Source organism: Polynucleobacter sp. (assembly GCF_044342855.1).
Lineage (GTDB): Bacteria > Pseudomonadota > Gammaproteobacteria > Burkholderiales > Burkholderiaceae > Polynucleobacter.
Genome location: NZ_JBIIPA010000001.1, coordinates 55,081 through 71,010, shown reverse-complemented (window position 1 = coordinate 71,010; position 15,930 = coordinate 55,081). Strand labels below are relative to the sequence as shown.

Annotated in this window: 20 protein-coding genes; 3 read left to right on the top strand and 17 right to left on the bottom strand. The window is 45.2% G+C overall.

Features of this window, described 5'->3' with window-relative positions:
- The first annotated feature begins 73 nt into the window (after positions 1-73).
- Positions 74-1,252 carry an acyl-CoA dehydrogenase gene (locus ACIQZ3_RS00390; protein WP_397389616.1) on the top strand — a complete coding sequence of 393 codons (1,179 nt, stop codon included), beginning with the start codon at positions 74-76 and terminating at the stop codon, positions 1,250-1,252.
- On the opposite strand, the gene mnmH is transcribed toward ACIQZ3_RS00390, so the two are convergent.
- The 17 genes from mnmH to ACIQZ3_RS00305 form a co-directional block, all read right to left on the bottom strand.
- Positions 1,249-2,322, bottom strand: a complete 1,074-nt coding sequence (gene mnmH / locus ACIQZ3_RS00385) for a tRNA 2-selenouridine(34) synthase MnmH (protein WP_397389615.1) — start codon at positions 2,320-2,322, stop codon at positions 1,249-1,251. The genes ACIQZ3_RS00390 and mnmH overlap by 4 nt on opposite strands.
- Positions 2,323-2,330: 8 nt before the next feature.
- Entirely contained in the window at positions 2,331-2,750 is a 420-nt protein-coding gene (locus ACIQZ3_RS00380; RefSeq protein WP_397389614.1) for an acyl-CoA thioesterase, read from the bottom strand.
- A gap of 17 nt (positions 2,751-2,767) precedes the next feature.
- Positions 2,768-3,112 carry a TIGR01244 family sulfur transferase gene (locus tag ACIQZ3_RS00375; RefSeq protein ID WP_397389613.1) on the bottom strand — a complete coding sequence of 115 codons (345 nt, stop codon included), beginning with the start codon at positions 3,110-3,112 and terminating at the stop codon, positions 2,768-2,770.
- A gap of 60 nt (positions 3,113-3,172) precedes the next feature.
- On the bottom strand, positions 3,173-3,604 hold the full coding sequence (locus tag ACIQZ3_RS00370) for a DUF6691 family protein (RefSeq protein WP_397389612.1): 432 nt from the start codon (positions 3,602-3,604) through the stop codon (positions 3,173-3,175).
- 3 nt (positions 3,605-3,607) lie between these two features.
- Positions 3,608-4,045 (bottom strand): YeeE/YedE family protein, encoded by a 438-nt coding sequence (locus ACIQZ3_RS00365; RefSeq protein ID WP_397389611.1) that lies wholly within the window; start codon positions 4,043-4,045, stop codon positions 3,608-3,610.
- A gap of 23 nt (positions 4,046-4,068) precedes the next feature.
- Positions 4,069-5,190, bottom strand: a complete 1,122-nt coding sequence (locus ACIQZ3_RS00360) for a YeeE/YedE family protein (RefSeq protein ID WP_397389610.1) — start codon at positions 5,188-5,190, stop codon at positions 4,069-4,071.
- A gap of 21 nt (positions 5,191-5,211) precedes the next feature.
- Positions 5,212-5,526 (bottom strand): hypothetical protein, encoded by a 315-nt coding sequence (locus ACIQZ3_RS00355; RefSeq protein ID WP_397389609.1) that lies wholly within the window; start codon positions 5,524-5,526, stop codon positions 5,212-5,214.
- A 60-nt stretch (positions 5,527-5,586) separates the two neighbouring features.
- Positions 5,587-6,531 (bottom strand): MBL fold metallo-hydrolase, encoded by a 945-nt coding sequence (locus tag ACIQZ3_RS00350; protein ID WP_397389608.1) that lies wholly within the window; start codon positions 6,529-6,531, stop codon positions 5,587-5,589.
- A 12-nt stretch (positions 6,532-6,543) separates the two neighbouring features.
- Positions 6,544-6,969, bottom strand: coding sequence for a DsrE family protein (locus ACIQZ3_RS00345; RefSeq protein WP_397389607.1), 426 nt, complete (start codon positions 6,967-6,969; stop codon positions 6,544-6,546).
- 23 nt (positions 6,970-6,992) lie between these two features.
- A complete protein-coding gene (gene soxB / locus ACIQZ3_RS00340) occupies positions 6,993-8,723 on the bottom strand; it encodes a thiosulfohydrolase SoxB (RefSeq protein WP_397389606.1) in 1,731 nt (576 codons plus the stop codon).
- A 43-nt stretch (positions 8,724-8,766) separates the two neighbouring features.
- Positions 8,767-9,405: a sulfur oxidation c-type cytochrome SoxX gene (gene soxX, locus ACIQZ3_RS00335; protein WP_397389605.1), complete on the bottom strand. Its 639-nt coding sequence runs from the start codon at positions 9,403-9,405 to the stop codon at positions 8,767-8,769.
- Positions 9,406-9,424: 19 nt separating this feature from the next.
- Positions 9,425-10,240, bottom strand: coding sequence for a sulfur oxidation c-type cytochrome SoxA (gene soxA, locus ACIQZ3_RS00330; protein ID WP_397389604.1), 816 nt, complete (start codon positions 10,238-10,240; stop codon positions 9,425-9,427).
- A 54-nt stretch (positions 10,241-10,294) separates the two neighbouring features.
- Positions 10,295-10,603 carry a thiosulfate oxidation carrier complex protein SoxZ gene (gene soxZ / locus ACIQZ3_RS00325; protein ID WP_088527539.1) on the bottom strand — a complete coding sequence of 103 codons (309 nt, stop codon included), beginning with the start codon at positions 10,601-10,603 and terminating at the stop codon, positions 10,295-10,297.
- Between the two features lie 56 nt (positions 10,604-10,659).
- Positions 10,660-11,112: a thiosulfate oxidation carrier protein SoxY gene (gene soxY / locus ACIQZ3_RS00320; RefSeq protein WP_216274026.1), complete on the bottom strand. Its 453-nt coding sequence runs from the start codon at positions 11,110-11,112 to the stop codon at positions 10,660-10,662.
- Positions 11,113-11,198: 86 nt separating this feature from the next.
- The gene (locus ACIQZ3_RS00315; RefSeq protein ID WP_397389603.1) at positions 11,199-12,278 is read right to left on the bottom strand and encodes a c-type cytochrome; all 1,080 of its coding nucleotides are present in this window, start codon (positions 12,276-12,278) and stop codon (positions 11,199-11,201) included.
- Positions 12,262-13,617: a sulfite dehydrogenase gene (gene soxC, locus ACIQZ3_RS00310; protein WP_397389707.1), complete on the bottom strand. Its 1,356-nt coding sequence runs from the start codon at positions 13,615-13,617 to the stop codon at positions 12,262-12,264. Before soxC ends, ACIQZ3_RS00315 begins: the two co-directional genes overlap by 17 nt.
- Before the next feature lie 81 nt (positions 13,618-13,698).
- Positions 13,699-13,986: an ArsR/SmtB family transcription factor gene (locus ACIQZ3_RS00305; protein ID WP_397389602.1), complete on the bottom strand. Its 288-nt coding sequence runs from the start codon at positions 13,984-13,986 to the stop codon at positions 13,699-13,701.
- A 158-nt stretch (positions 13,987-14,144) separates the two neighbouring features.
- Here ACIQZ3_RS00305 and modB point away from each other — a divergent pair, with 158 nt between their 5' ends.
- The gene (modB, locus tag ACIQZ3_RS00300) at positions 14,145-14,795 is read left to right on the top strand and encodes a molybdate ABC transporter permease subunit (RefSeq protein ID WP_397389601.1); all 651 of its coding nucleotides are present in this window, start codon (positions 14,145-14,147) and stop codon (positions 14,793-14,795) included.
- Positions 14,795-15,904 (top strand): ABC transporter ATP-binding protein, encoded by a 1,110-nt coding sequence (locus ACIQZ3_RS00295; RefSeq protein WP_397389600.1) that lies wholly within the window; start codon positions 14,795-14,797, stop codon positions 15,902-15,904. The genes modB and ACIQZ3_RS00295 overlap by 1 nt, the downstream gene beginning before the upstream one ends.
- Positions 15,905-15,930: the final 26 nt, after the last annotated feature.

Genomic DNA, 15,930 nt, shown 5'->3' with positions numbered 1-15,930 from the left:
GAAACAAGAATATCTGCATTCTTGGAAATTCACAGGGTGCATATTAAAAACCAAGATGGGACGACTAAGAATCATGAGTAAAGCTAGTTTTAACTGGGCTGACCCCCTACTCCTCGATACCCAATTGACAGAAGATGAGCGCATGGTGCGCGATGCTGCCGCTGAATATGCGCAGGGCCGTCTAATGCCACGCATACATGACGCCTATCGCAATGAAACAACTGACCCAGCCATCTTCCGTGAAATGGGTGAACTGGGTCTTTTAGGAATCACTATTCCAGAGCAATACGGTGGTGCAAACCTCAATTACGTTTCTTACGGATTAATCGCCCGAGAAATTGAGCGCGTGGATTCTGGCTACCGCTCGATGATGAGTGTGCAGTCTTCCTTGGTCATGGTTCCAATCAATGAATTTGGTAGCGAAGCTCAGAAACAAAAGTACCTTCCAAAGTTGGCTACTGGTGAATGGATTGGATGCTTTGGTTTGACTGAGCCTAACTATGGTTCAGATGCAGGAGGAATGATCACGAGAGCGAGAAAAGTTCCCGGCGGCTTCTCGCTTACCGGCTCCAAGATGTGGATCTCCAACTCCCCAATTGCTGACGTATTTGTTGTGTGGGCTAAAAACGATGAGGGCTTGATTAGAGGCTTTATCTTAGAAAAAGGCATGATGGGTCTATCTGCGCCCAAGATCAGCGGCAAGATGGGTCTACGCGCCTCTATTACCGGCGAAATCGTGATGGATGAAGTATTTGTTCCTGCCGAAAATGAATTCCCAGAAATCACTGGCCTCAAGGGCCCGTTTACTTGTTTGAACTCAGCTCGTTACGGCATCGCCTGGGGAACCCTAGGAGCTGCTGAGTGGTGTTGGTATGCAGCACGTCAATACACGATGGACCGTAAGCAATTTGATCGCCCTCTAGCTGCTAATCAGCTAATCCAGAAAAAGCTTGCAGATATGCAAACCGAAATTACGCTAGCACTTCAAGGCTGCCTACGCTTAGGTCGCATGAAAGATGAGGGAATCGCTGCACCAGAAATCACTTCTATGATGAAGCGTAACTCCTGCGGAAAATCTTTAGACGTAGCTCGTTTGGCTAGAGATATGCATGGTGGCAATGGCATCTCAGATGAATATGGCGTAGTGCGTCATATGCTCAATCTGGAAGTCGTTAACACCTATGAAGGTACGCATGATATTCACGCCCTGATTTTGGGTCGTGCACAAACTGGAATTCAGGCCTTTAGTTAAAGACCGAGTTTGGTGATGAGGTCTTTTGCTGTTTTTGCAAAAGCTTCATCACTATCATTTTCAAGTTGCACGAAATGATCTTCGCGATAGCTCGGAAAATTGCGAACGATTGAAGACTGGTAGGACGGGTCGTAATGCATCACCAATAATTCTTCAACCAAACCATCAAAATCCCCCGCATCAATTGCCTCATGCCATTTAGCAATTTGAACCTTGCCATAACGCGATGTTAGCAAGCCAAGCTTTTCCTTAAAGCTTTCAGGATTTGATAAAAAATGATGGTACTCACGCAATAGCCAAGAAACGCGTGTAGCAGTACTTGAACGAAGTTCAATGCATTGACCTTCACGAATCCGCTCCATTAGTGGATCCGGAATATGTAAGCCACCTACCTTTTTACTTTCGGATTCCACATAGACAATTTTGCTGGGGTCTAATTTATTGAATGCATCCCACAGATTGGTTTCAAAGCCCTTTTGTGAAGGCTGCTCAATGTTCGGCTCATTACCAAGTACGGAGCCACGGTGAATAGCCAAACCCTCAAGATCCAATATTTGCTGATCAAGTAAGCCAATCTCTTGGAGGATGCGAGTCTTGCCGCTGCCAGTCATTCCAGCGATCACTTGGAAAGAAAAGTCTTTAGCAGCCTGATCGAGGCCATCAATCACAACACGCCGAAAGCCTTGGTATCCACTTTGCAGCTGCATCGCCTTCCAGCCAATGCGATTAAGGATATGGGTGAAAGCGCCGCTGCGCTCACCACCACGCCAACAGTAAATCAAAGGACACCACTCTCTCGGAAAATCGATCAGCGATTTTTCTAAATGATTTGCAATATTTCGTGAGACATAAGCAGCACCTAATTTCTTGGCGGCAAATGGCGACACTTGCTTGTACAGGGTGCCAATCTCAATGCGCTCTTCGTTGTTCAATACCGGGAGATTAATAGCCCTGGGAATATGGTCTAAAGCAAATTCCGCTGGAGAGCGAACATCGATAATGGCATCAAACTCATCTAAAGAAGATGCTAGTTTTTCAATGTTCAGAATGTGTGGATTGCTAGGTTGCAAATAATGTCCTAGCGCAGTTTATTGATTACGTGATCAGGCCAAGGCGTCGATTTACCTAACTTCAGATCCACCCAAACCATGGTGGCGCCGCCAACCGCAGCCATCGAATCTGGTTCGGTGGTTAACGCCATAGTTGTGTAGACATCTAAACTTGACCGTCCAATGTTGCCGATATACGTTTTTAGTATCAACTCACCTGGATAGGCCAGTTGTTGATGAAAATTACAAAACCCATTAATCATCAACATCGATTCATCACCAGGAGCAACGCTATAACCAAGGGAAGCAATCCACTCCACCCTAGCCTGCTCCATGTAGCGAAAGTACACTGTATTGTTGACGTGACCAAATGCGTCCATGTCACCCCAACGAATTGGCATGTTCATTTGATGAACAAACTTTTTCTCTTCCGGGATCTCAATGCGCATAAGTTCTTAATTAAAGCTTAGCGAACTTGTAAGGCCATTTGATACAAATTGGTAGAGCGAGCACCTGAACGGCAAAAGGCCAATACCGGCCCAGGCATTGTTTTTAACAAGCGCGCCATTTCGACAACTTGATCTTGTGTAAATGCACCAGCAATAACTGGCAAATAAGCGTAGTTCAAGCCCAGCGCTTCTGCTTGCGCCTGAATTTGTGCATTAGTAGGTTGGTCTGGACCACCCTCAAAATCAGGGCGATTATTGATTACACTTTTGTAACCCTGTTTAACAATCTCGGCTAAGTGACTTGGGTCGATTTGACCAAGCGTACCGAATTGATCGGTATGGCAAGCAATAGGAAGACTCATTTAGACCTCAAAAAGTAAAAAAAGTATTTAAAAACTAATAGCTTAGATTCTAAATCAGACTTACTTTTTGTGGCCCGTAAAGAAGCGGTTGCACAATGCCATGCCGGCTAGCATTGCCAATACAAACACTAGAGCCTTTATATGCCCCGCCCCAAGAGCAACAATTGCAGGGCCAGGACAGAAGCCAGCAATACCCCACCCCGCCCCAAATATCAGACTACCAATGACAAGCGGCTTAGAGATATCTCTTCTAGTTGGAATGTGGAGAGCGCCACCAAAAAAAGCTTCTGTACGCTTGGAGACCAAATAAAAACCTCCCAGACCAACAAGAATTGCTCCGCCCATCACAAACATCAAAGATGGATCCCAACTACCAGCGAGATCTAGAAAATTAAGAATCTTTTGTGGGCTACTCATGCCGGAAATGATCAGACCGATTCCGAATAAAACACCGATCAAATACTGGCTATAGAAATTAAAATGTCTTCTCATGATTTATAGACCCAATACATGACGAATGACAAACACGGTAATAAATCCAGCGGCCATAAAAGAGATCGTGGCAACTAAGGATCTTGGGGATAAACGAGATAAACCACACACACCATGTCCACTAGTACAACCAGACCCGTAGTGAGCGCCGAAGCCCACTAAAAGGCCGGCAACAATAATGGCAAGCCAATCCGCATCAATCACGGTAGTGGTGTGAAGATCAAGCAACAAGCTCGCCCAAAATGGTGCGCTTAGCAAACCTAATATAAGACTTAAGCGCCAATTAACATCACCCTCTTGTGGTGACAACAAACCAGAAACGATTCCGCTGATACCAAGAATGCGGCCATGCAAAATGACATATAGGGCTGCTGCAATGCCCAGTAGCACTCCACCAAGAAATGCGGGGCCAGGAGTAAAGGCCAACCAGTCTATCTGCATATGAATAATCTAAGTATAAAAAGTTAACTGCAAGGATTGGGCGCATTGCGCGACTCTAAATAACGTAGAGCCAAGTACGCACCAAAGATAAATCCTGGCAAGGCAAGCATTGAGCCGATAGCCAATGTAGAGATACCACTCAAGCCTTGACCAACTGTACAACCAAGTGCAGTCACGCCACCAAAGCCCATTAAGCTTGCACCAACCAAGTGGTTGGCTGTGTCTTCAGTATTGCGAAAGCTCTCCCATCGGAAAGACTTGGTGAAAATAGAAACACAAGCAGATCCTGAAATCATGCCAATAACGGCAGCAATACCAACAGTAATAACCTTAGATGTATCGCTGTACATCATTAACCAATCTAGTGAGTACGCATAAGGAGCAACAAAAGAAAGGCTCTCCATACGACCAGAGTTGGTCACCAAAAAGACCTCTTCTAGGGTGTTCGGATCCTCAGCGACATAGCCTAAGTTGCCAGATACCCACCATACTGCGCAGATAGCGAGACCAACAAATATTCCAGCAAAGAGGTTTTCTGCTGTCCAAAAAGCCTTTCTGGCTAATGCATATGCAATAAAGGCAAAACCAACTATTAGGCCGAGAGCCAGATGCAAATTAGTGCGAGCAATACCAGTTATAGGACTAAGAATGCTTGGCAAGTCCTGTGGCGTATTCAGCGCTATGAAAACAGAATCTAGTGTGTTGATACGAATGACCCCAAGGAAGCCCTTCATAGTCATATAGGCAGATAGACCGAGAACCATAAACACGACGATGGACTTCAGATTGCCGCCGCCAATGCGAACTAGAGTTTTGCTTCCACAACCAGAGGCAAGCACCATACCAAAACCAAATAGCGTGCTACCCACAATGGTAGATAGCCACAAGAACTTGCTGCCGGTATACATACTCTTTAATGGATCAATCAACCCAACATAAGACATCAAAGCAAAACCAACAATAGCAACGCCAATGGCTAGGAACCATTGCTTCAAGCGTCCCCAGCTAGACATAATAAAAATATCTGAAACTGCTCCCATGCTGCAAAAACCAGTTTTCTGCATAACCGCACCAAGCAAAAAGGTAATTGCAAAGGTAGCAAGCAAAACGGATTTGCTAAGGGAGGAAATATCTACCGCATCCATATTCAAAATTCTTTACTGATATTATTTAAATTTATAAAACTGTTTATTGAGAAAGGCTGTGACATCCGCCTCATCCTCAGGGAAAAGATCAAGGCGAAGTTCTGTGTTGCACATTGCAACCATCGACTTTAAATTCTGGAGATTCTTAACCTTGCTATCGCTGCGCGTGTAGATCATATCGCCATTACCAAAGCCGGATTTCTTAGCGTGGCAGGCGTAGCATTTCTGTTGATCAATTTTCTTACCGTTTGCAAGATCTGGTGTTGCATAGGCGGACAAATGCAGCCCGAAAAGAGCAACAAGAGTAAAGCCAAGCTTAATCAGTGGTAATTTCATTTGAAATCAGTCATTTAGCCAAGTAAACAACTATTTTAAAGCCCAGATGACAAATCTGCCCTATTCCGCCTGAATAGAAAGATAGACGTTATAGGCATTCATGCGGTTCGCAGCCCTAAATAAGGGCATCCCTTCGTATTCTGACCAATCCGTCTGTTTATAGGCATCCTCGAAAGGATCCATATTTATAGCCGATTTGGTCATCGATTCACGTAGATACTTCAAATATTCCCTAGTGAAGCGGATATCTTCAGTTGGATTGGTTGAATAAGCGCCATGACCTGGAATGACGATACTGGGATTCGAGGCCTGAATTTCATCCAAGGCATGTAGCCACCCCCTGCTATCTGCATTGCCAACAAAAGGAATGCGCCCTCGGAATACCAAATCCCCCGCAAAAAGGACTTTTTCGGAGGGAACGTAAATAATTAAGTCTTCCGGAGCATGGGCGGGCCCCACTCTCCCAATCTTGAGTTCAATTCCGCCGACTGTCAACGTATAGCTTTGATTTATCCATACGTCAGCCCCCGTTAATCTAGTCGAGGCATTCACCCAGGGTGCAAAATCAACTCGAGAAGCAATGAGTCGCTGCTTGGCGGTTTCAGAAGAGAGGTAATTTCTACCCTCACCTTGCGCATAAATCTTTGCGCCAATATTTCTAAACTCTTGCAGACCATACACGTGATCGGCATGGTAGTGAGTCACAATGACTGCGACTACTTTCTGAGGCGTGATCTTTTTAATTTCAGCAATGAGCTTTTTTGCAAGAACTGGTGAACCTAAAGCATCAATAACTACTACACCCTTAGGCGTGATAACAAGGCCCGCATTGGAAATGAAATTCTGATTCTTACTGCTACCCATTTCTGCAAGGCCTTGCACGAAATAAGTGTGTGGCGCTACCTGGATAGGCTTAAGAATTAAATCATCCGCAGCAAAAGCTGTGGTTACAAAAAAGAAAAGTGAAAAGGCGCCTAGGAGAAGCGATCGCATCTTAATGGCCATCACAGCTAAAAATTAAGGCTTTATGTAAGCGAAATGATTTTGGTACTGAAGGTCAGCAACACGAACAACCCCAGATGGTGTGAAGTCAGTATCGAGAATAAATTGATCTTTCTTGAGATTGCGATTCTTTAAGGTAATTTCACAGACCTCAAAACGAACGCCACGAGACTTCAATGCGCCAACTAGGGGTGCATATTCAATTCCATTCTTCTTATCTTTTGCACCTTCCATCATGATGTCCACCCCATTGGCATGAGTAACAACAATGATCTTGGTTTGTGGGGATACATCCAAATGATTGCGGATAGTACGCAGGCCTTTAATGCCTTGAGTCTCCGCATCATCAATGTGATAAACCACTTCAGTGGGACCTGCAGCATGAGCAGCAAAAGTAAAAAAAGCAAAAGAAGCTACGAGGCACTGAAGTAATTTTTTCATGATGTATCTCTGATTAGTAATAATTAGATTGAAACCATTCCAGGATTATTTTTTACACCTTTAATGGTTGGCTCGTTTAGCTTCACAGCTTTCACAACCTTCACATCGCGTAAATGACGCTCGATTACATCCCAGATCGGCTCACCACCAACATTTCTAGCCTCTTCACTTACCGGAGCCCAACCAGCGACCTTATATGTCTTGCTTGGGTCTATGTCCTTGCCATTTAAACGCATATCGCTAATGCGTTTACCTGCAGATGCAGCTGGATCAATGGTGTATTGCATACCACCGACGCGCACCATGTCACCACCCTGCTGGTAATACGGATCAGGGTTAAATAAGTTATCTGCAACGTCTTCAAGAATTGTCTTGATAGTCTCACCAGTCATATTCGTAACTGTGGTGTATGGATAGGTAATAGCAGTTTGATCTAATAGGTTCTCACGGGTGATGGCCTGACCTGGCAATAAGCTGGTACCCCAACGGAAGCCTGGAGAGAATGCAATCTCGGCATTCTTCTGAGCCATTAATCCATCCAAAATTAATTGGTCGAAGCTACCATTAAAGTTGCCACGACGATATAAGAGACCATCTGTAGTGGCTAACTTTTCATTCAACTTTGTCTCATAGGGAGCGCGAACTTTGGCGATCAGCTTATTCATGGCCGGATCAGCCGGAATCATGTTCGAAAAGATTGGGAAAAGCTTGTAACGAAAATCTACTGGCTTGCCACCCTTAACGTCAAAGTCGAGCACGCCCAAGAACTTGCTATTGGAGCCTGCATTGGTAACCAAAGTGACGCCACCGGAATTCTTCACCTTAACAGGAATTGGTACGCCGTCATGTGTATGGCCACCCATGATGGCATCCAAACCAGTAACGCGAGAAGCCATCTTCAAATCAACGTCCATGCCATTATGAGAAAGCAATACGACAACCTTTGCTCCCTTGGCCTTCACTTCATTAATTGTTTTTTGAAGATTCTCTTCCTGAATACCAAATGTCCAGTCAGGCGTGAAATAACGTGGATTGGCAATAGGCGTGTACGGGAATGCTTGACCAATGATGGCCACTTGAATTCCGTTCTGTACTTTCATCACATAGGGATTAAATACAGAGTCACCAAAGTCTGCCGTCTTAATATTTTGCGCAACAAAAGAAACCTTGCCCTTGAAGTCACCATTGACGATTTCCATAACGCGCTTCTCACCAAGAGTCATCTCCCAGTGCGGCGTCATAACATCAACACCCAACAGCAAAGCTGCATCAACCATATCCTGGCCATTAGTCCAAAGCGCTGTACCGGAACCCTGCCAAGTATCACCACCATCCAATAGTAATGCGCCTGGACGGCTGGATTTAATTTGCTTAATCAAGGTTGCCATATGGGCGAAGCCACCCATCTTGCCGTAATTTTGTGCTGCAGCCACATAATCTAAATAAGTGAATGCATGCGCATCACGTGTGCCCGCTGCAATACCGTTAGCCTTGAGGAAGTACTCGCCCACCAAGTGCGGTGTCTTACCCTCTTGAGCGCCAATACCAAGGTTAACGTTAGGTTCGCGGAAATAGATTGGTAGGAGTTGCGCATGGCAATCTGTGAAATGAAGAAAGTGCACGTTGCCAAATTTGGGCAAGTCATAGAATTTTTGCGCAGTAGTTTGTGCGCTAGCAAAATTGGATTGCAAACTCATGCCACCAGCAGAAGCAATGGCTAGTGCTTGCAAAAACTCACGACGATTTAAAGACATAGTATTTCCTTAAAAAACAGGCCTTTCGGCCTGTTTAGATTTGCTATTTATTCACAGGTGATTCTGGGTTAAGCAATAAAGCCATGACATCCTGAATCTGCTGCTCATTCAATAACTTGAAGTGAGCAAAACGAGGCATGTTACTGCAAGCGTTATATGCCTTGGAATTGTTAATGCGATTCCAGGTATAAGTCACAACCTCTTTAGAATAGCCACGCAATTTTCCATAACCAGTCAAGGATGGGCCAATATTCCCATAAGAAATTTCTTTAGGATCGATTTGATGACAGTTATAACAACCACCGCCAATTACCGTATCAGCCTTATCTGACCAAGTAGCGCCACGGCCACTTTGAGCAATCTTTTCACCATTGTTCCAGTCGCCGATGTACTTGCCATCAGACGGTTGTTGAATCGAGTCCATATTGATCTTCTGGATTTTTTCACGCATCGCTTCACCCTGCTTGCTATTGGCAAACTGCGGGTCTGAGCAAAACTTCTGAGTCGGATCTTGATCAATGCGGTTCAATCCAGCAATTCCTTCAGCTCGGAAGCTATCCTGAATCATCTTATTGAATTTAGGATCATTCTTTTGCTGAGCCAGCGCAGGAGAATGCGCCAAGCCAAACGCAAATACAAGTCCAGCAATAGTTAAGAGCTGTTTTAAGTGTGTCATTTTCATGTGTGTCATCTCTTATCCATTAACGCTTTAAGCCAGGTGTTTCAACGGTGCCGCCATTAGCTGTCTTAGCCATATACATAGACAGAGCGATAGTGACATCAGACCCATAAATCGGGAATGGGAAACGTTGTTGGCGGAAGCAATCATTTAGACGTTGTTGCATCGTCCAAAATTGCCCACTTGAAACGCGATAAGCAGGCCAATAGCCCCAGCCCAAAGCTGCGCCTTTTTGTTCTGTAATGTTTGGTAAATCTTGCAAGCGAATGCGCTTTCCATTTTCGGAGTGGCAAGATGCGCATGAGAAGTCCATCGGGCCACCCTGGAAGAAAAAGGCACGCTTACCGAGGTCATACATTTCTTTTTCTTTTGGATGGGCAGTACTTACCTTGATTTTGTCACCCTTAGACTGGGTTGCAACGTAAGCAACAATTGCCTCCATGTCTTTCTTAGGGCCCTTTTGAAATGGTGCATCAATCATCTCTTGCGGATCGCGACCTTGTAAAACTTGCATACAGGTCATCAAGCGGGATTCAAGATCCTGAACCTTATTGGTATCTTTAAAGTAGCGCGGTAGTTGTGCTGCAGCGCCTTTAACTACGCCTGGGCCTAAGCCTAAATTACATTTTTCAAGCGTGGCATTTTTAGGGCCCGCTGGTTTCTTCCACAAATCCTCGCCAGCCGCCTCGTAAAGCTCTGAAGGGTTTCCATCGGCGATCATCTCTCGATATTTAGCAATATCGTCTGTAGCACTTTTTTGTGCTGACACCGAAGATGTCATTGTTAATAAAGTTGCTACTAAACCAGTAGCTAACCCTAAGGTCAATTTACGCTGCATTTCCTACCCTTTCAGAACCACGGAGGCGGTGATGATATTTAAAGCAAATAATAATTAAGAAGCAGTAGCTTCATCGGTGCGCTTGTCACCTTTGCTATCGATCCAGGTTACAGCAATCTTGTCGCCCTTAGCGCCCTTGTACTTAAAGTTCAAGAATGGATCCTTAGAAACTGCTGGGCCAAATTGACCATTAAACACATCTTTACCGTTGGCTTTTACATTAATTGTGCTGATAAACCAAGCTGGAATAGTTTTGCCAGAAGCGTCTTTGCGCTGGCCTGATTCCATATCATGCTTCATCAAAATTTTTACATCTACAGTACCGCCGTTTTCAGCGGCTCTTACGCGCATTGGATCAGCCATTTTGGGTCCTCTTTATCTCTATATAAGTGAATTTTGTTTATCTACTTGCTTAGGCATTAACCGCCGCAACCACCAAGCGTTACTTTGACTTCTTTAACAGTCATGAGCCACTTACCGTCAGCCTTAACTAAGCCATATACGTTAGATGTTTGACCCATCTTGATGCGAGTTGTCACAAATGAATCAGTACCGGCTGGAATAAAGAATTGAGCTGCGAGTGAGCTTGGGTTCTTTTCAACCAAGATAGCCATTTGCTCTGCTTTTAGTGTGGAAGTAATTCCAACAGGAACAACTGCGCCGTTTTCAGCGATATCTGGAGCGTTCAAAGTCACTGCAGATGATTTCTCTGGACTACCAGCACCCAAGATCTTAAATACATCATCAATACCTTTACCCTCAAAAGCGGCTTTGTTCCACTCTTGAGCTTGTGCGGTGCTAATGAGACCTGCTGAAGCCATCAAGCCAAATACTGCTGAATACTTCAATAAACTACGACGCTGCTGATTCATAAAAACTCCTTTATTAATCTTTACTTCTATCAATTTATTACCTATTTTGCATTAAAACATGGTGGTTACTACTTAGTTGGCAATTTTTATTTGCCACCAGATAGCACCCACGTTACTAAAGTCTTGCGGTCTTCATCCGAAAGCTGGGCTTGTGGTGGCATTGGAATAGAACCCCACACACCAGCACCCCCAGATTTCACCTTTGCCATCAGCTTATCAACCGCTCCGCTTTGACCTTCATATTTCTTTGCAATCTCAGCAATTGAAGGCCCCACCAACTTTGCATTAGGAGCGTGGCAAGCCGAGCAGTTTTCACTTTGGAATAAAGCAGCAGGGCCTTTTTTAGCGGCTGAATGCGTATCTTTAGCATGAGCCAAGCCCTCGCCGGCTGCGCCAGGTAATGCTTTTAATGGTGGCTTGGTTGAATCTGCGCCACGATATGGGCCATACATGCGGTTTTGCTCTGCAATATTGTCATGTGCATTTCGAGCAAAGTCAGGCAATGTTGAGCCGATTTGGACAAATGGTACGCAGTTATGCATACAAGCATTTCCATTAACGTCTGGCTTGTCCTTTACATTCCAGAAGCCGTGCTTTGTGGTCATGCCATTACGATTAGGCATTTTGACATCGGCAATATTTTTATCGCTCAGCACAAAATCATCAGGAACAATCTCGCCTAGACTCAAAATAAATGCAACAACCGCGTAAGTATCGTCAGGTGTTAGTGATCTTGGTGCATTCCATGGCATCGCACGATAAATGTAATCCCACAATGTAGAGACCGTAGATACCTTCATGAGAGTTGTACGCTGTGGCTGCTTCATATCCTTTAATGAAGCTACCTTACCCGTCTTGACATCATCCTTAGTAGTACCACCAGCAATCGGAGTGAAGATCTCATTAGATTCACCAAATGTGCCGTGACAGCTCGCACACTTAGCCTCCCAAATTACCTGACCTTTTTCGACAGAGCCAGATCCCTTTGGCAAACCTTTAAAGTCGGGGCGAACATCAATATCCCAAGCGGCAACTTCCGCAGGAGTAGCCGCTCTACCAATACCAGGGAATTTGGCTGAACCAGACTGCGCTAACGCTTGTTGCGCAGTAATTGCGATGAGCGCCGTAAAGCCTAGGCCAATACTAAATTTATCCAACTTGAACATTGCTCACCTCGCCATTTGAATCCAATTTCCATGATTGAATTGCATTGTTGTGATAAATCGATCGAGTGCCGCGAACATTGCGCAGGGTCTTGATCGAGGGTTGAATATAGCCAGTGTCATCCATCGCGCGCGACTGCAAAATCGCGGGAGAGCCATCCCAAACCCAATCGATATTGAAGCGAGTAATAGACTTCGTAAGAACCGGAGCCTCTAGGCGTGCAGTACGCCAGTTATTGCCGCCATCAAATGAAACGTCTACACGTGTAATTTTTCCACGGCCTGACCAAGCCATGCCGCTCACGTTGTAGAAACCTTTATCTAACAACTGCTGACCACCTGATGGCGTGGTGATAACTGATTTACATTCTTGAACTGATGCGTATTGGCGATGATCGCCGTTAGGCATGAGCTCGATATAGTGAACCGCCTCATCTTTAGAGTTCCATGGAGCATCTCCCACTTCAAGGCGACGCAACCATTTGACCCAGCTAACACCCTGTACGCCAGGAACTACCAAGCGCAATGGGAATCCATTTTCTGGGCGAAGCATCTCACCATTCATAGCCCAAGCAACAATCGTATCATTCAGGCAACTCTCAAGGTTAATGGTACGAGTCATGCCTGAACCGTCACCGCCTTCAGCTAGCATGAACTTGCCTTTTTTAAGGTCAGCACCACACTCGTCGAGCAACACTTTTAAAGGAACTCCCGTGAACTCACAGCAAGAAAGCATGCCGTGTGTGTACTGAACAGTGGGAACAGCAACGTTGCCCCACTCTAATCCAGTGTTAGCGCCACACTCAATAAAGTGCGTGCGAGAAACGGATGGCAATCTCATCAAATCATTCATCGTGAAAACACGTGGGTTTTTCACCAAACCATTCACCATCAAGCGATGGGTTTCTGGATTAAGGTTGTACCAACCTTGATGGTGACGTTCAAAGTGCAAACCATTAGGAGTGATTGTTCCGAACAAACCTTGGAGCGGCGTAAAGGCAACCGAAGCCGCAGACACACGCGTTAAACCTGGAGACTCACGACGAATCAAGTTGGACTCATAAATAGATGGCACGCCATAAGGCATTGTTGCCACATTCTTACCAAGAGTGGTTTGCCATTCTTGCTTCTCAAGGATCGCAGGATCACCCTCGCCTGCAGCCATAGCCAGTGGTGCTGTTAAGCCAGCCGCCGCACCGCCTAGAGCAGACATAAAGCCCTTGCGCAAAAAGCCGCGACGATTCTCATCTAAACCATTGGCATTGATATCGGCGATAAGCTCTTGAGAAATGAAATGCTCGGGCGCCCTAACAAGGCGTGCCTGGTTAGCCGGCTTTTCGATAGCACCAATATCCTGCGCACTAATCTCTATTTGTTTTTTGGTCATGTGAGCTCTACTTTGATGAATAGATACTTAAAAAAATTAATGCAAACTTTCGGCCATCTTCGCGCAAACTGTTTGGCACATCTCTACAGTAGCGTTGTCAGCGATTGAGTAAAAAACAGTCGTGCCCTCTTTGCGTCTCAGCAATATTCCTGCTTTGTGAAGCGCTGAAAGATGACGTGAAACATTTGCCTGACTGGAGCCGCACAACTCAATAACTTCAGAAACAGATTTTTCACCGCTACACACTGCATACATGATGCGCAAACGTGATGGTTCAGAAAGTACGCTGAAATAATCTGCTACGCGCGCGAAAACCTTTTCCATCGCTTTTGGAGAAAGATCCTTAGTGGCTTTTTTGACTTTTGCTTTAATATTCACTGGCTAAAAATAATATATGCGTATACGTGCATATATTGGACACCCAAGACCAAAACACTTATATAGTGGGATACCCTAGTCCGCAAAGGCAATACAATCAAAAAATGGATATTGATGCAATTCTGCTGTCCTTAAAGCTTGCTTTTTGGACTATGGCTTTGATGCTCCCATTTGGGGTTTGGGTTGCCCATAAGCTAACCAAGCTCAATAAAAGCCGTCCATGGCTTGAGGCCGCTCTAGCCCTTCCCCTAGTTCTTCCGCCCACTGTTTTGGGTTACTACTTTCTAGTTTCATTCGGAAATACCAGCATTTTCGGCTTTCCTCTTGTATTTTCATTCACAGGCATCCTTCTTGCCTCGCTGATTGTGAATATCCCATTTGCAATTCAACCCATTCAAAGAGCATTTGAGGCAATCAATCCTGAAATTCGTGAGGCCGCCCAAGTCAGCGGTCTAAGCAACTGGCAAATCTTTTGCTTGATTGAGCTACCGCTATCCTGGCGAGGAATTACTGGTGCTGCCGCCCTAACCTTCGCTCATACCCTTGGTGAGTTCGGCGTTGTCCTCATGGTTGGTGGCGCAATTCCAGGAGAGACAAAAACTGCCTCCATTGCAATATATGACAAGGTACAGAGTTTTGATACCTCAGGTGCAGGATCTTTAGCGCTCGTACTCTTGGGTATATCTTTAGTGTGCATAGCACTCTCATACGGAATATTCGGGCGCAACCCAAATCGTCGCAGAGGTATCAGCTAATGCTCAAGGTAAAGATTAGCCAAAACACCCCTAGTCCACTACAAATTAGTCTGGAATGCGCACCTGGAGACTTGCATGCCTTGGTTGGCCCCTCCGGCAGCGGTAAAACTACAGCTCTTAGAACCATAGCCGGCCTAAATACGCCATCTAGAGGAAAAATTGAATGTAATGGCGAGGTTTGGTTTGAGGCTGATGATCTTGGCGGCAAGGTCCGGCAGCTTTCGCCTGCGGAACGCTCATGTGGATTCTTATTCCAGCAGTACGCTCTCTTTCCACATCTCAACGCAGTAGGCAATGTGGCAATTCCTTTGCAAAATTCTGGTCTCAATACATCTGAACGCAAGAAAGTCAGTCTGGATCTACTGGATCGCATGGGTATAGTTGATCTTGCAGATAGGTTGCCACACCAACTATCTGGCGGACAGCAGCAACGTGTTGCCCTCGCCAGGGCCCTGGCTAGACATCCTAAAGTCTTGCTACTAGATGAGCCATTTTCAGCAATCGACGCTCCAACACGTCAAGGCCTTTATAAGACATTGGCACAGCTTCGAACAGACTTAAATATTCCCATGATCTTAGTAACGCATGACTTACGTGAGGCTGATTTATTGGCTGATCGAATTACCGTCATAGACCAGGGCATTAGTTTGCAAACTGCCGCCCCAAGAGTTTTATTTGAAAGACCTAGGAATTCCCGAGTTGCGGAATTAGTTGGTATTAGCAATATGTTTCAGGGCGTATTTGACTCTGGTAGCTTGAGTTGGGATGGGTGCAACACCACTTTTAGTGTTGCAGATAAAGGAAAGATTCCCCCCAAAGCACGTGTCGCCTGGGTTATTCCTCATAGCGGCTTGAGTGTACATAACAATTCGACTCAGACTAGCGTGCCTGCATTGGTTGAGAAGATGAGCGCGCTAGGCCAGATAGCAGTCATTCAATTGCGAATACAAAATAGCGAAAATACTGTTGAATGGGAAGCCTCTGCAGCTGAAGTTAACCGATTGCAGATGCAGACTGGAGCGCTAATGCATCTCGAGCTCGATGGAAATCAAATTCATATCATGCCGCTAAGGCCAATCAACGATCCACGACGATTTATCGATCATTAATTTAGCCCCTTAGATTGCTTACGATA

What these genes read in the sequence shown, in the direction of transcription:
- ACIQZ3_RS00390 (WP_397389616.1), top strand. Translation starts at nt 74, where the DNA reads ATGAGTAAAGCTAGTTTTAACTGGGCTGACCCCCTACTCCTCGATACC.
- ACIQZ3_RS00380 (WP_397389614.1), bottom strand. Translation starts at nt 2,750, where the DNA reads ATGCGCATTGAGATCCCGGAAGAGAAAAAGTTTGTTCATCAAATGAAC.
- ACIQZ3_RS00375 (WP_397389613.1), bottom strand. Translation starts at nt 3,112, where the DNA reads ATGAGTCTTCCTATTGCTTGCCATACCGATCAATTCGGTACGCTTGGT.
- ACIQZ3_RS00370 (WP_397389612.1), bottom strand. Translation starts at nt 3,604, where the DNA reads ATGAGAAGACATTTTAATTTCTATAGCCAGTATTTGATCGGTGTTTTA.
- ACIQZ3_RS00365 (WP_397389611.1), bottom strand. Translation starts at nt 4,045, where the DNA reads ATGCAGATAGACTGGTTGGCCTTTACTCCTGGCCCCGCATTTCTTGGT.
- ACIQZ3_RS00360 (WP_397389610.1), bottom strand. Translation starts at nt 5,190, where the DNA reads ATGGATGCGGTAGATATTTCCTCCCTTAGCAAATCCGTTTTGCTTGCT.
- ACIQZ3_RS00355 (WP_397389609.1), bottom strand. Translation starts at nt 5,526, where the DNA reads ATGAAATTACCACTGATTAAGCTTGGCTTTACTCTTGTTGCTCTTTTC.
- ACIQZ3_RS00350 (WP_397389608.1), bottom strand. Translation starts at nt 6,531, where the DNA reads ATGGCCATTAAGATGCGATCGCTTCTCCTAGGCGCCTTTTCACTTTTC.
- ACIQZ3_RS00345 (WP_397389607.1), bottom strand. Translation starts at nt 6,969, where the DNA reads ATGAAAAAATTACTTCAGTGCCTCGTAGCTTCTTTTGCTTTTTTTACT.
- soxB (WP_397389606.1), bottom strand. Translation starts at nt 8,723, where the DNA reads ATGTCTTTAAATCGTCGTGAGTTTTTGCAAGCACTAGCCATTGCTTCT.
- soxX (WP_397389605.1), bottom strand. Translation starts at nt 9,405, where the DNA reads ATGAAAATGACACACTTAAAACAGCTCTTAACTATTGCTGGACTTGTA.
- soxA (WP_397389604.1), bottom strand. Translation starts at nt 10,240, where the DNA reads ATGCAGCGTAAATTGACCTTAGGGTTAGCTACTGGTTTAGTAGCAACT.
- soxZ (WP_088527539.1), bottom strand. Translation starts at nt 10,603, where the DNA reads ATGGCTGATCCAATGCGCGTAAGAGCCGCTGAAAACGGCGGTACTGTA.
- soxY (WP_216274026.1), bottom strand. Translation starts at nt 11,112, where the DNA reads ATGAATCAGCAGCGTCGTAGTTTATTGAAGTATTCAGCAGTATTTGGC.
- ACIQZ3_RS00315 (WP_397389603.1), bottom strand. Translation starts at nt 12,278, where the DNA reads ATGTTCAAGTTGGATAAATTTAGTATTGGCCTAGGCTTTACGGCGCTC.
- ACIQZ3_RS00305 (WP_397389602.1), bottom strand. Translation starts at nt 13,986, where the DNA reads ATGGAAAAGGTTTTCGCGCGCGTAGCAGATTATTTCAGCGTACTTTCT.
- modB (WP_397389601.1), top strand. Translation starts at nt 14,145, where the DNA reads ATGGATATTGATGCAATTCTGCTGTCCTTAAAGCTTGCTTTTTGGACT.
- ACIQZ3_RS00295 (WP_397389600.1), top strand. Translation starts at nt 14,795, where the DNA reads ATGCTCAAGGTAAAGATTAGCCAAAACACCCCTAGTCCACTACAAATT.